Source organism: Candidatus Cloacimonadota bacterium (genome assembly GCA_028706475.1).
Classification (GTDB): Bacteria; Cloacimonadota; Cloacimonadia; order Cloacimonadales; family Cloacimonadaceae; genus UBA5456.
In genome coordinates this window covers 159,065-172,095 of the sequence record JAQWBI010000001.1, presented here as the reverse complement: position 1 = coordinate 172,095, position 13,031 = coordinate 159,065, and the positions used below count along the sequence as shown (strand labels likewise).

The 13,031-nt window shown below is 47.9% G+C and carries 11 protein-coding genes and 1 tRNA gene; 2 read left to right on the top strand and 10 right to left on the bottom strand.

The features are described 5' to 3' along the window. Positions 1 to 55 precede the first annotated feature (55 nt). The 9 genes from clpB to PHF32_00765 all read right to left on the bottom strand — a co-directional run bounded on the left by clpB (position 56) and on the right by PHF32_00765 (position 9,987). Positions 56 to 2,638 carry an ATP-dependent chaperone ClpB gene (clpB, locus tag PHF32_00805; GenBank protein ID MDD4559270.1) on the bottom strand — a complete coding sequence of 861 codons (2,583 nt, stop codon included), beginning with the start codon at positions 2,636 to 2,638 and terminating at the stop codon, positions 56 to 58. 435 nt (positions 2,639 to 3,073) lie between these two features. Then, positions 3,074 to 3,922 (bottom strand): DNA alkylation repair protein, encoded by an 849-nt coding sequence (locus PHF32_00800; protein ID MDD4559269.1) that lies wholly within the window; start codon positions 3,920 to 3,922, stop codon positions 3,074 to 3,076. 95 nt (positions 3,923 to 4,017) lie between these two features. After that, positions 4,018 to 4,755 (bottom strand): TrmH family RNA methyltransferase, encoded by a 738-nt coding sequence (locus PHF32_00795; protein ID MDD4559268.1) that lies wholly within the window; start codon positions 4,753 to 4,755, stop codon positions 4,018 to 4,020. Further along, a complete protein-coding gene (locus PHF32_00790; protein ID MDD4559267.1) occupies positions 4,745 to 5,587 on the bottom strand; it encodes a DNA alkylation repair protein in 843 nt (280 codons plus the stop codon). The genes PHF32_00795 and PHF32_00790 overlap by 11 nt, the downstream gene beginning before the upstream one ends. A 300-nt stretch (positions 5,588 to 5,887) precedes the next feature. Then, on the bottom strand, positions 5,888 to 6,826 hold the full coding sequence (gene rnhC / locus PHF32_00785) for a ribonuclease HIII (GenBank protein MDD4559266.1): 939 nt from the start codon (positions 6,824 to 6,826) through the stop codon (positions 5,888 to 5,890). Beyond that, the gene (locus PHF32_00780) at positions 6,819 to 8,099 is read right to left on the bottom strand and encodes a bifunctional folylpolyglutamate synthase/dihydrofolate synthase (protein ID MDD4559265.1); all 1,281 of its coding nucleotides are present in this window, start codon (positions 8,097 to 8,099) and stop codon (positions 6,819 to 6,821) included. The genes rnhC and PHF32_00780 overlap by 8 nt, the downstream gene beginning before the upstream one ends. Positions 8,100 to 8,261: 162 nt before the next feature. Continuing rightward, positions 8,262 to 8,915: a hypothetical protein gene (locus tag PHF32_00775; GenBank protein ID MDD4559264.1), complete on the bottom strand. Its 654-nt coding sequence runs from the start codon at positions 8,913 to 8,915 to the stop codon at positions 8,262 to 8,264. Between the two features lie 53 nt (positions 8,916 to 8,968). Further along, positions 8,969 to 9,478 carry a transglycosylase SLT domain-containing protein gene (locus PHF32_00770; protein MDD4559263.1) on the bottom strand — a complete coding sequence of 170 codons (510 nt, stop codon included), beginning with the start codon at positions 9,476 to 9,478 and terminating at the stop codon, positions 8,969 to 8,971. 20 nt (positions 9,479 to 9,498) lie between these two features. Continuing rightward, complete coding sequence (locus tag PHF32_00765) at positions 9,499 to 9,987, bottom strand: ferritin family protein (protein MDD4559262.1); 489 nt, start codon at positions 9,985 to 9,987, stop codon at positions 9,499 to 9,501. Between the two features lie 237 nt (positions 9,988 to 10,224). On the opposite strand from PHF32_00765, the gene phnE reads away from it, so the two are divergent. Both phnE and PHF32_00755 read left to right on the top strand, forming a co-directional pair. After that, positions 10,225 to 11,196: a phosphonate ABC transporter, permease protein PhnE gene (gene phnE / locus PHF32_00760; protein MDD4559261.1), complete on the top strand. Its 972-nt coding sequence runs from the start codon at positions 10,225 to 10,227 to the stop codon at positions 11,194 to 11,196. A gap of 15 nt (positions 11,197 to 11,211) precedes the next feature. Continuing rightward, the gene (locus PHF32_00755; protein MDD4559260.1) at positions 11,212 to 12,519 is read left to right on the top strand and encodes a thymidine phosphorylase; all 1,308 of its coding nucleotides are present in this window, start codon (positions 11,212 to 11,214) and stop codon (positions 12,517 to 12,519) included. 387 nt (positions 12,520 to 12,906) lie between these two features. Here the strand turns inward: PHF32_00755 and PHF32_00750 are convergent. After that, a tRNA-Asn gene (locus PHF32_00750) sits at positions 12,907 to 12,981 on the bottom strand. Positions 12,982 to 13,031 lie beyond the last annotated feature (50 nt).

Here is a 13,031-nt window from a genome sequence, read left to right as displayed (position 1 = left end):
TATTTTCACCCCAATATTCACATATTGTTGATTCAAGAATTCTGTCAAGCAGGATTTATTGTTTGGGGACGTATTTTATCCCAATCCCTGCTCCACCGCCATCATAATCCACCATTATATCAGCATTTGGCGGTATGTCGGAAGTCAAAAGAGATTTCGCCAACAAGTCCTCCAACTCGCTCTGAATGGCTCGTTTCAACGGTCTGGCACCGAACTGTGGATCAAACCCAACATCCGCAATATGATCCACCAGTTTTTCGCTAAACTTCAAACTGAGATCCCGCTTTGCCAATCTGTCTGCCAGGATATCCAATTGCAAGCGGACAATCCTCCGAATCTGCTCTTTATCCAATCTATGGAACACAATGATGTCGTCCAGGCGGTTGAGAAATTCCGGACGGAAGTAGTCCCGCAGGATGCTCATCAACTGCGGCCTGATCTCCGCCAAATCCCCCTGATGATTGTAGATTTCCTGACTGCCGATATTGGATGTAAGGATGATCACGCTATGGCGAAAATCCACCGTGCGCCCCTTACCATCGGTCAATCTGCCATCGTCCAATATCTGCAGCAAGAGGTTGAACACATCGCCATGAGCCTTCTCGATTTCATCAAAGAGAATCACGCTATATGGGCGTCTGCGCACCGCCTCGGTGAGGTATCCTCCCTCTTCGTAACCCACATATCCGGGAGGCGCACCGATCAACCGAGCCACGGAGTGCCGCTCCATAAACTCGCTCATATCCAGCCTCAGCAATGCCTTTTCGGTATCAAATAGATAGCTGGCAAGCGTCTTGGCCAGTTCAGTCTTGCCCACTCCCGTAGGCCCCAAAAAGATGAAGGAGCCTATCGGTCTGTTCTCATCCGAAAGCCCGCTGCGACTACGCCGGATCGCATTTGCCAGGGCTTTGATACCTTCTTTTTGACCCACCACTCTCTGAGCCAATACATCTTCCAGAGACAGCAGTTTCTTCATCTCTCCGGAAGCCAGCTTGGATACGGGGATGCCTGTCCATTTGGATACTACTTCTGCCACCAATTCCTCGTCCACCTGTTCTTTCAGGAGTGTCATCTCTGTGCCTTGCTTCTTTTCACGCAATGCATTCAATTCATGTTCTTTAGCGCTCAGGCTGCCATAACGGATCTCAGCGGTTTTTTCGTAGTTTCCTTCCCGTTCTGCCTTTTCCGCTTCCATTCTCAGGTTTTCGATCTCTTCTTTGATCTGTCTGATCTGTTCTATTTGTTTTTTTTCATTTCCCCACTGCAGTTTCATGCTATTGCGCTCTTCGGAAAGTCGAGCCAGTTCTTCATTTATCTTTTCGAGCCTGGCCTTGGATGAAGCGTCCGTTTCTTTGCCCAGAGACAGCCGTTCTATCTCCAATTGCCTGATTCTGCGCTCGATCTCATCCAATTCGGAGGGCATGGAATCTATCTCCAAACGCAATCTACTGCAGGCTTCATCGATCAGATCAATGGCCTTATCCGGCAGAAAGCGATCAGAGATATAGCGATCCGAGAGGGTAGCCGCCGCTACAATCGCACTGTCCGTAATCTGAACGCCATGATGAACTTCATACTTATCTTTGATTCCGCGTAAAATGGAGATGGTATCCTCCATGCTGGGTTCTTCCACCAGAATCGGCTGAAATCTGCGTTCCAAAGCAGCGTCCTTTTCGATATACTTGCGATACTCATCGATCGTGGTAGCGCCGATGCAATGTAGTGCCCCGCGCGCCAGAGCCGGCTTCAGCATATTGGAGGCATCCACGCTGCCTTCTGCCGAGCCTGCGCCTACAACTGTGTGGATCTCGTCGATGAAGAGGATGATCTGCCCGCTGGATTTTTCCACCTCCGCCAATACCGCCTTCAAACGCTCTTCGAACTCTCCGCGGAACTTTGCTCCGGCTACCAAAGACGCCATATCAAGCTCTAGAAGATCTTTGCCCAAAAGGTTTTCCGGCACATCCCGGGTTACTATTCTGCGCGCCAATCCTTCGGCGATTGCAGTTTTACCCACACCGGGATCCCCGATCAGGATAGGATTGTTCTTGCGCCTGCGAGATAGTATCTGCATCGTGCGCCTAATCTCTTCATCCCGCCCGATAACCGGATCCAGCTTCTCCATCCGGGCCAGACGGGTCAGATTGCGGGCATACTTTTCCAAAGCCTGATATTTGGCTTCAGGATTCTGATCTGTGACCCGCTGATTGCCCCGTACCTCTTTCAGAGCTTGCAACAGCCTGTCCGAATCCAGCCCTTTTGCCGAAAGGATCCGCGCAGATTCACACTTTGTGGACAGGATGCCCAACAGAATATGCTCGCCGCTGATGTAGTCGTCCCCCAACCGATCCGCTTCCTTCTCCGCAACGTGCAGAATGTCCAAAATGGCTTGAGCCAGATACACTTGAGCGCCCTGAACTCGGGGAAGCTTGCGCAGAGCATTTTCGAGATCTACCATGATGTCGTCGGTCTTTATCTCCAGTTTGGCCAACAAGGGATGGATCAGGGCTTCCTCCTGGTCAAACATTGCCTTCAGTAAATGCAGGTCTGTGATTTCCTGATGTCCGTATTCGCCGGCCATAGTTTGGGCATTGGCGATCAGTTCTTGTGACTTTATGGTTAAACGTTGCGTATTCATAACCTTACCTCCATATGATATAGACAAGATAAGCAGAGCGTACTGTGTGTCAAGCACTTTTTTTAGCAGTCGACTTATTAGACTGCTAAAAACCCAGAGTGATACCGGAAAAGCCATGCTGCATATGGAGTTGTCAAGCTCCGAACGGACGTCAACTACATGAACTGCTGCAGTTGGTCATATGATTCGCTGGAGCCGCACAGAAATGAAGCGTAGCAGCGGAATGCTACGATACGAAAAATCCCAGTAGCATCGGAATGCTACGATGCAGGATTCGTGCTATTCATCCTCAGAGCATAAACGGAGTATAAAGGAGATATAAAGGCGTTATCCTGCAGTGCTCACTCGATGATTACCCGATGATATCTGCTTCGGTACAGCTTCAAGCAGAGGGGATCGCTCTTGGTAGGAGGTGAAAAAGGTAAATATGCGCTGTTATTTTTCCCGGTTTTCTATAGGTTTTGGGCCTCTTTCACGGGGATTTGAGTTTCTTGGGGAATAGTTTCTGTTTTTGTGGAATCTTTTATTACGCTCTCCATTCTGGGTTTTGGCACCAAAAGCTTTTTGGGGAAGGAATTTTCGGGCTTTTGACAGCGGCATGGTGGCGGTTACTTGTTTCAGAGTGGTGCGGTTCATATCGTTCTTATGAGTTTCCAGAAATTCTTCCACGGGCTCTCCGGCTTTGTTCCAGAGGTCTTTCAACAGCCAACAGATGGCTTGCTGCACCACGTGTTCTTTGTCATTCAATACAGGTTCGATGAAACGCAGAACATCCTCGGCGGGAAAGGCTTTACGCAGCCAGATGAGAGATGTGATAGCGGCTCTTCGGGTCCATTTGGAAGGGGAGTCTCTCCAGGAGCTAAAGCTTTGCAGATCTGTGAGTTCCAGTTCAAATAGTACAGGCAAAATTTTAATGCCCAGAAGGTCGGCATGAGCCCAGTTTTCCACTGCCGTATCCAGCCATTCCTTGACACGTTCGCGGATGTATGGATCCAGGCGGGGGCGGTGTTTTTTGATCAGGAATATAGCCAGAGTACCGAATTCATATTTACCGCTTTTCAAGAGGATCAAGCCAAAATCCGCCAAGTCCCTGGGGCTGAGGTCATATTCATCCAAGATCCTGTCGCGCAGAATCTTGATCTCTTCATCATCAATCCCAAAGGCATCGTATCCTTCAGAAAAATTACGCATGTTTTGGATCGCTTTCTCGGGGTTTTCGCGATCGAAGCAGAATTTCTCCACCAGTTTGTAAATCTCTTTGAATCTGTCGTTTAGCTCTTCCATTGAAGCTTCCTTAGATAAAAGAATATCCTTGAACAAGTCTTCGCCTGTGTTTTGACGAGCAAGGATTATTCCAATTGACGGTTTTGTAATGATAGTTATTCATAGCCTTTGCCTTTGCCGGTAACCAAAACATGAATGCGATTGAACATCTGCCGCAGGCGATAGACCATTTCTTTGTTTGGATTCAGTTGCGCCAGCATCTTTTTGAGGAAGGCATCCCAATTCGTAGTTTCGTGATTTGTGAAATAGCCGATATCACCAAGTACATCTTTCATATAACGATATATTTTGCCCAGTTCCTCGCCGTCTACAGCTCCGTTCTTCTTTGTCCCCCCGTCTTCCAGATTGCGCTGTTCAAAACTTTGGATTTCGTAGGTGGCAAGAGCCACGGCCTGAGCCAGATTGATGGAAGGAAAGGCTTTGTTTGCGCTGAAGTGACAGCGCAGGGGGCATAGATCGGCTTCTTCATCGGTGAGGCCAAAGGTTTCGCGGCCGAAGACAAGCCCGAGCTTGAGCTCCGGAAGTTCGTGGACATAGGCGGCCATCTGCATGGGAGACAGGTCTATAGGTTTGGTCTTTCCCAATCTGCGGGAGAAGGCTATCACACGGTCAAGATCCGTGATGGCTTCTGCCAAAGTAGGAAAGATGCGTGCGTCTTCCAAGAGGTGTTCGGAGTGCATGGCAAGGTAAAAATCATTCTTCTGCGGAACCGAGCCTACAATGCGCAGGTCTGTAAAGCAAAAGTTGTTCATGATCCTGGCGATTGCGCCCACATTCCCGGCATAGATGGGTTCCACCAGGATGATACTGATTCGGGATAGATTAGCGGGCATTTGCCTTCTTGCGCATGTGGATCACGGAGCCAAGTTTATTGCCCATACTTTGCACATTGGGATTGGGGTCTTTCTTCCAATCGGCAATGGTGCGTTGGGAAATGCTGATAAAATCGTTTCCGCGATCTTTCTTGCTCTTTTGCGTGTAGATATTGGCCAGTTTTTTCAAGGTTTGCCAGATGGTGTTGAAGCGGATTTCGTCGGCATCCAGCAGCCAGCGGCGGACATTTACGTAAGTTTGGATGGGGCGTACTCTGCCAACCTGGGTTAGGATGTGGGAGATCTTTTTCTGGACTTCTTCGCTTTCGTCATCCAAGAGGCGAGAGATGAAGGTGAGTACAAATTGGGGATTGCGGGCGGCGATGTTTTCCATGCCGTGCATGCTCATGGCGCGCTTCTTTTCGTTGTCGCTTTCAGCCCACAGCGGCATTTGTTCACGCATGGCATCGGGGAAGCGCTTCCACAATTCAAAACAGATGGTTTCGCTTTCCCAGGGAACGGATTCGTATGTTTTACCAAGGGTTGTGATGATGCGCACCGGATCATCCTGATACCTGTAGTAGAAATAAAAGAGCCCTGTGGCTCTGATGCCGTAGATATAATCTCCCAAGAGATCGCCGCAAACCTGATCCAGATTGCCGGTTCCAGTGTAAGCTGCCAGGCGTTTACCGAGTTCTTCGCGGACAAAGTAGTTCGCTGTATTTCCCACATCTGTGATTTGTTTGATAGCCAGAGCTACTTTGTCTTTGTCCATGTTGCGGAAGATTTTCTCTACCTGAGCGTCGAGTAATTTATAGTCGTCAATATTCAGACGTCCTACTTCTTTGATCATATACATTTCTCCAAGATTGGCATGTATCATGTTAATAATTAGTAAGTTAAATATAGGGCAAAAGCCCAGATGAGTAAAATAAAAGACCTTTAAAGCCTTGTAATCAGATAAGCCGTAACGAATCGCCAGTGAGGCTGTGGATTGTTATGCTACGTTGTTATTTACAAGTTCTGAATACTATGAAATCTGTCAAGAACTTTGTTGTTTACCGTCCTTTCTATGTTTATAGATATTTATACTTTAGTTCCTTCGAGGTTCTTCCCGTGTCGATTGCGAGATTTCCGGGAACATCTATAGAGATTATATATCATCGAAGATATCAGGTAGCAGACTCTGTGTGGTTTTGAAATGCACTTTTGCCACATCAGCCAACCTCCCTGAAGGATGTTGAACCAGATACTCACGTGCGGCCTTGACTGCTGAAGGTCCGGCTCCTTTGGGAAAACTGAACTTGTAGCGCCGTTCCAATACTGCCCGGGCTTCCAGAAACTGATAGCGTGCCAAAATCGAAGCTGCAGCTACTGCAATATCCCGCTCACCGGATGGTCGTTCAATCACATTCAATTGCGGTTGCTTCTTGTTTATGCGGTTCTTCACTTTCTGAGTTCGGGAAAACTGATCTACCACAGAGCCTTCTGCATCGGCGTGAGCAGCAAAAAGCTCCATGATCACTCTTTCATGCAACCATGCCAGGAGGTCATTGAGGTTCAGCTTCTGCATGCGGAAATCAGCGATCAGTTCGTTGTATTTGCTGGGTTTAAGTACGATGCAGGCGGCTTGGTTGGGGAAATTCAGGTAGATGCTTTTAGCTATTTTCACGATGCGGGGATCGTTCAAATGTTTACTATCCTGCACTCCCAAGGCTTGTAGGGCTGAAACCTGCTCTGCGCTTACATAGAAGGCAGAGGTCACCAGGGGGCCGAAATAATCGCCTTTTCCACATTCATCGCTACCGATCCAGCGATGCCAGTTGTGAAATCCGGCGAAAGCATTCTCTTCCTTTTCTCCCAATAGCAGCAGCTCAAGTTCCTGTTTCAGGCTACTGTCTTTGACTGAGCTCAATACTCTGCTGATCCCTTTCTTTTCGCTGTAATAGATGTTGATCGTTGCACAGTCGTTGCCGCGTCGCACCTTCAATTGATGTCCCCAGGCAATCTCTTGTTGCAGATAGATGTCTATCCCGCGCGTCAGAAGCATGGGTGTAAGATGGGAGAGATAACTCTGGATCTCTTTATGCATCAGCCTTGTGTGCGGAGATTACTTCTCCAACGGTATATAGCGATCCACCAGCCACCACGACGCCATTTCTACCGGCATCCCTAATGGCTGCTTTATACGCTTCCGCTACTGAGGGATATGCCGTAGCGGGGATGTGGTGTTTGGCGATCTGAGTCAATTGAGCTTCAGCGCTGGCTGCACGATCGGATTTGTTTTGCGCCACATACAGCCGTTCGGCTTGCGAGCAGAATAAGCGGATCATTTCACTGTAGTCTTTATCGGCCAGTATGGAGATGACAAAGCGCAGCTTTCTGTCTGGAAACACTTTATTCAGAGTAGCCATCAAAGCTGTGACTCCATGTACATTATGAGCACCGTCCACGATCACGGTGGGTTGAGTGGAAAGTACCTGCATACGGCCTGCCCAATTGATCTTTAGTAAAGCATTGCGGATTTTTTGCTCACAAATCTGCAGCTTGTGTTTCTCGCAATACAGGATGAAGGCAGTGATCGCCAAGCCGATGTTTGCGGCCTGGTGTTCGCCCATGAGGTTGCTCTTCAGACCCCGATAAATGTATTTACCAAACACATATTCAAAGCAGATTCCGGCGGTGTTGTCCGAGACAATCTCCACCTTCCAATCTGTGCCAAATTGATATGTGAGAGCGCCCATGGCAGTGGCTCTGTCCAGAATCACTTCCTTTGCCGGAGCTTCAATGTCTCCCAAGACCAGGGGTACGCCACTTTTTATGATCCCCGCCTTTTCCGCGGCGATAATCTGGGTGTTGCTGCCCAGAGTCTTGATGTGATCCAGCCCGATTGTACTGATGGCACTAATATCCGGAATAAAGAGATTGGTGGCGTCCAGCCTGCCTCCCAAACCTACTTCGATGATGGATAGATCGAGATTGGCTCTGGCAAAGAGGGCAAAAGCGATGGCAGTGGTGATCTCGAAGAAAGAGGCTTCCCATTTGTTGAACAGCTCTTCATACTGGTTAAATGCATCCAGAATGGGCTTGATATCCAATTCTTTCCCATCTATCCTGAAGCGCTCTGTGTAGTTGATCAGGTGTGGTGAAGTGTTCAAGCCGGTACGTTGGCCGTGAGCCAGAGCAAGAGCTTCCAGGCTGGCACAGATGCTGCCTTTGCCGTTTGTCCCAGCCACATGAAAGCCGTGCAGTTGTTTTTGGGGCTCGCCCATGTCCTTTAGTAGCCCTTCCATACGGCCCAACTCCAGCTTCACGTTTCCAGAATAGCGCTGATAGATGTGGTCTAAAAATTCTTGATATTGCATTGTACCTCGATGCTGTAATAGATTGAAGGAGGGGGTTGCTTCAGGGATCCGTCAGAGGCGGGTAGCACCGCTGAAAGAAGGATACCGGACAGCTATTAAAAACGGGGCTCTACACAGAGTAAAGCGGGCATATTGCTCCGCCCGCTTCAAAGTAAGTATATCTTAGTTTCCCTGAGTGGTGAAACCGAAGTTTTCGGGGAAAAGAATGGCACGAAGAGCAGAGATATCGGCTTTGCGTTTGGCAAAGGCATCGGGGTCTGTCTTCCAGATTTCGATGTACTTTTCCACCATCTCTTTCTTCTTTACGCCATTGGAACCGGTTTCGGAGTTGATATAATCCAGGTCGTCGATCATGTAGTTTTGCAGTTGAGTGGGCTCCATGTTTTCATAGAAGACTTTGGGAATAAAGTGCTTGGGAAATTCAGCCAGATTTGGGCAATAGACAATGACACCATAATTGTGTTTTATTTCAGTGCCGATGGTTTCTGCCACGTATTTGCCATAAACAACGTACTCTTCTTTTTGCCGGGATGTTTCGGGGCAATATGATTTAGAGCCCAGATAGTAGTTACTGTTGTCTGTAGCTTTGCGGGTAGTTCGCAAGATCGAGAGATCACCGCTGAAATCCGCATTGGTGTCTCTAATGTAGTCCGTGGTGGCAACCCAGATTTCTTTCATATTATTGATGCAATCTTCCACGTTTTGTTCTTTGTCCAAGTTGTAGAAATTCGGGATCGCCAAGACAAAGATCAAAGCGATAAAAAGAATTATGCTAAGGACGGTATATACCGAGATTCCGTGTTGGTTACGCAGCATTTTACGCTCCTATCGATTTCTAAAGATATGCTGTTTTGAACAGCCATTATTCGTCAAGCCTTTTTTCGGGATGGCAAGATTTTAGCGATGTAATTCCATGTTTCCGGGATGTCCCGGAACTTGTCCCGATAATCTCTATTGGGATCGATCTCAATCCCCTTCATACGGCGCGAAACATTGGATTCTCCCCAGTTGTATGCAGCCAGTACCAGGCTCCAGTTGCCCCGGTATTTCCCGTTCAGATAGTTCAGATACCGGGCCGAGAGATTCAGGTTGTATATGGGCAAAAAAAGCATACCCCGTTTGTGTTCGGAATTGATGTACATTGCGGTGCCCTCTTGTATCTGACCTAGACCGATGGCAGATTTTGGAGAGATGGCAAAGCTGCGAAAACTGCTTTCAGTGCTGATGAGACGATAGAATATGGCTGGATCGATCTTGTGCCACACAGCCACTCCCACCGTCATTACACGCAAGGAAACCGGATTGTAGGTTAGTATGATACCAAGCGCCAGGATTGCAATCACAACCCCCAGCAGCTTGTGTTTCTTTCGTCTTGCCATGTACCGGGTGTGCTTACTCCTTATGCTGAGAGAGTCTTTTTATAGTCGTTCAGCCTCAGGACGTGAGATACCTCTTCATTGATGATTTTGTGCAATATCTTTCTGGCTTTGGTGTTGTACAAACCGTCGTTGATGGCGTGGAAATAAAGCAGAGTATCTTTCTCGAAGGAGATGGCGTTGTTCACTATTTCCAGAAGATCTTTGGCAGAGGTTGCTTTCTTGATGGCGGAATCTTCGCTGTTGAAGATGCGGCTTTCTACTATGGTTTTCAGATACTCGGAGATCAATTCCCAATCTGCCGTGAGTTCCAGATCTTTCATGTCCGCATCACTGCGTAAAGCAAGGAAGGTCTTTTCGTGATTCAACTCTTCATCTCGAAGCTTCTCAATAAATTCTCTCGCTTTGGCTTCCAAATCCTTGCGCTTACTGGCTTCATTGTAGAATGCATAGCCGTTTTTCTCGATCTGAACGGCAAATTCGATGACTTCATTAACAGAATATGTAGGCATATTATCCTCCAAACAGTACTTTTTTACTAATATCCTTACTTAAACAGATAGCAATCTTTGTCAACCAAAAAGTGCCGTTTGACCACCCATTATCACCAATATGTATCACCAGCTGCCTTCAAAACTGACTCTATGTGTGTAGTGAAAGCAGTATCAGAACAAAAACCTTGACGGAAAGCGCCACGTCCGGATAGACTTTCTTTTATATTATTTATGAATATCCTGAACAAAAGGAAGATTATGAAAGTCCTGAAATATATTCTGATAGAATACGGCTTTTGGCTGTACAACATTGCCTGTATCGCATGGTTGATGCTGCGTCTTGGCGAGATAAGCATTCCCATAGGACTCATTCTGCTGGTTCCCGCAGCGCCGGCTCTACTTTTGGTCTCTCTGAATGCCGCTCTGGCACAGAAGATATTAGGCAAACAGAGGCTAAAGAGCTTCTGGAAGTATGAAGCCGCCTTTTCCGTGATCATCTCGATCATGATGGCCTGGGTAATAGTGGAAGTGCGTCCCCTGGATTTCTTAACCAAAGGCGCAAACACCGCATCTATCCTCAGCGGTATCTTTCGACCCAATACTGCGAATCTGGTGCCGATGCTGGCAGCCTTGGTGGAAACCATCTACCTGGCTTTGATGGCAACCATTCTGGCTATCCCATTTGCCTTTGTGCTTTCTTTCTTTGCAGCAAAGAATCTCATGTATGGCAGTCTTGCCGGCAAGATAGTATATATCTTTATTCGTACGGTTTCCACCATCTTCCGTTCCATCGAGGCCATAGTGTGGGCCATCATCTTTGTGGTATGGGTAGGCATAGGGCCTTTTGCCGGTATGCTGGCGCTGTGGATCCACTCCATCGCCGCTCTGATCAAACTCTACAGTGAACAGATCGAAAACATCGATCCCGGTCCCGTGGAAGCCATCAAAGCTACCGGTGCATCCACACTGCAGATTTGGCGTTACGCCGTAGCACCGCAGATCCTGGCGCCGTATCTGGCTTTCACCATCTACCGGTGGGACATAAACGTCCGCATGGCTACGATCGTGGGCTTTGTTGGCGGGGGCGGCATCGGTCTGGCCTTGTATCAGGAACAGCAGATGCTATCCTGGCGTAATGTTGGTCTGATAATGTGGCTAATCGCACTGGTAGTCTGGATGATGGATATATTCAGCGGTTACATACGCGAGAAACTGGTATCAAACTAAAGAAAAGGAATTAAGATGCAATTCAACCCCGTAGAACTGATCCTGAAAAAGCGCGACGGACATATATTGAGTACTGACGAGATACAATTCTTCATCCAGAGTTATCTAAAGGGCGATATCTCCGAGTATCAGATGTCTGCCATGCTGATGTGCTTCTACTTTCAAGGTGCGGTGCCCCAGGAGATTAGTGCGCTTACCCAGAGCTACATCGATAGCGGAAAACGCATTTACTTCGATAGTGCCCTGCCCGTAGCTGATAAGCATTCTACCGGCGGAGTAGGCGACAAACTAAGCCTGATGCTGGCTCCCATCGCTGCAGCTTTGGGGCTGTATGTACCCATGATCTCAGGACGCGGATTGGGGCACACCGGAGGCACACTGGACAAGCTGGAAGCCATTCCGGGATTCAACACCGAATACAGCATGGAAGACTTCAAAGCACTGGTGCTGAAACACGGTTATGCCTTGGTGGGACAGTCCGCTGCCATGGTTCCGGCAGACAAGCGTATCTATGCCTTGCGGGACGTTACCGCCACCGTTGAAAGCCCCGCCCTGATCACCGCCAGCATCATGAGCAAAAAGATCGCTGAAGGTACAAAGTATCTGGTGATTGATCTCAAGATCGGTTCTGGCGCATTCATGCCAAACCTGAAACGGGCCCGTGAACTTGCAGAGCATTTGAAATCTACTGGAGAAAGCTTTGGACAAAAGGTATCCGTGGTGTTTTCGAACATGAATTCCCCTTTGGGAGAAGCCGTGGGCAATGCTCTGGAAACCATCGAAGCCATAGAATATCTGAAAGGTAACCATCTGAACGATACTTACGAGATCACTACCGCATTGGTAGCGGAAATGCTTGTATTAGCTGGAAAAGCACAAGAACATGCCGAAGCCGAAGCGATGATTAATAAAGTGCTGAAAGACGGTAGTGCTTTGGCAAAATTCGCCGAAATCATCACTGCCCAAGGCGGAGATCCCAGAGTGTGTGAGGATTACAGCCTCTTTGACCAGGCCAAATACGAAATCCCCATCATCGCCACAGAAAGCGGATACGTTCATGAGATCGATTCCCGAGCCATCGGTTATGCGTTGGTGCGCATCAAAGCCGGCAGAATGCAGACTACGGATAGTTTGGATTATGCTGCCGGAGCCCTGCTGAAACCCAAAATCGGAGATTACGTGGAAGCCGGCAGCCGGATCGGTATGGTACACTCCAATGACGAGATTAAGGGCAAGGAAGTAGCTGAATTGATCCGTAAGGCCTATCGCTTGATGCCGGATAAGAAGGACAAAGAGAAGCTAATCTTGGATATATTGAGATAGTTTGTAGCTCCCTAAAAGAATCTCCGCTCATCAATCCCATGACCTATTGACTCGTTGAGGCACAAATGTCGTTTGCTACTGGGCCCCCAAACTCCGCAAAGGCAGATAATCTACCAAAGGATTCACAAGCTTCATTCCCCCTTTGGTTTATCTATACTTGAACCTGATATCAAGCCGTTATCATCGAGTGATCACTGCTTCATAACGGCTTGATATCAGCTTCAACACTGCATCGAACAAAGGGAAAGAGAAGGGATCAAAAGCTCCCTTCGGTCGCTGTGGCAATACGGAGATTAGCACACCAAGCTCGACATAACTCTAGTTTAGGTAGAACAGCATACAACATCAAGACACAAAAACGCCCTCCGAATAGAGGGCAAACTATACTGGCTCCGGAAGAGGGATTCGAACCCCCGACCTAGTGGTTAACAGCCACCCGCTCTACCGCTGAGCTATTCCGGAACACCGTTTGAGCAATCTCTTTTAAGCCCAATTTTTTGTCAATACTTTTT

Excerpts from the sequence above, each read along its gene's own strand:
- clpB (MDD4559270.1), bottom strand. The coding sequence starts at position 2,638 with ATGAATACGCAACGTTTAACCATAAAGTCACAAGAACTGATCGCCAAT.
- PHF32_00800 (MDD4559269.1), bottom strand. The coding sequence starts at position 3,922 with ATGGAAGAGCTAAACGACAGATTCAAAGAGATTTACAAACTGGTGGAG.
- PHF32_00795 (MDD4559268.1), bottom strand. The coding sequence starts at position 4,755 with ATGCCCGCTAATCTATCCCGAATCAGTATCATCCTGGTGGAACCCATC.
- PHF32_00790 (MDD4559267.1), bottom strand. The coding sequence starts at position 5,587 with ATGATCAAAGAAGTAGGACGTCTGAATATTGACGACTATAAATTACTC.
- rnhC (MDD4559266.1), bottom strand. The coding sequence starts at position 6,826 with ATGCATAAAGAGATCCAGAGTTATCTCTCCCATCTTACACCCATGCTT.
- PHF32_00780 (MDD4559265.1), bottom strand. The coding sequence starts at position 8,099 with ATGCAATATCAAGAATTTTTAGACCACATCTATCAGCGCTATTCTGGA.
- PHF32_00775 (MDD4559264.1), bottom strand. The coding sequence starts at position 8,915 with ATGCTGCGTAACCAACACGGAATCTCGGTATATACCGTCCTTAGCATA.
- PHF32_00770 (MDD4559263.1), bottom strand. The coding sequence starts at position 9,478 with ATGGCAAGACGAAAGAAACACAAGCTGCTGGGGGTTGTGATTGCAATC.
- PHF32_00765 (MDD4559262.1), bottom strand. The coding sequence starts at position 9,987 with ATGCCTACATATTCTGTTAATGAAGTCATCGAATTTGCCGTTCAGATC.
- PHF32_00755 (MDD4559260.1), top strand. The coding sequence starts at position 11,212 with ATGCAATTCAACCCCGTAGAACTGATCCTGAAAAAGCGCGACGGACAT.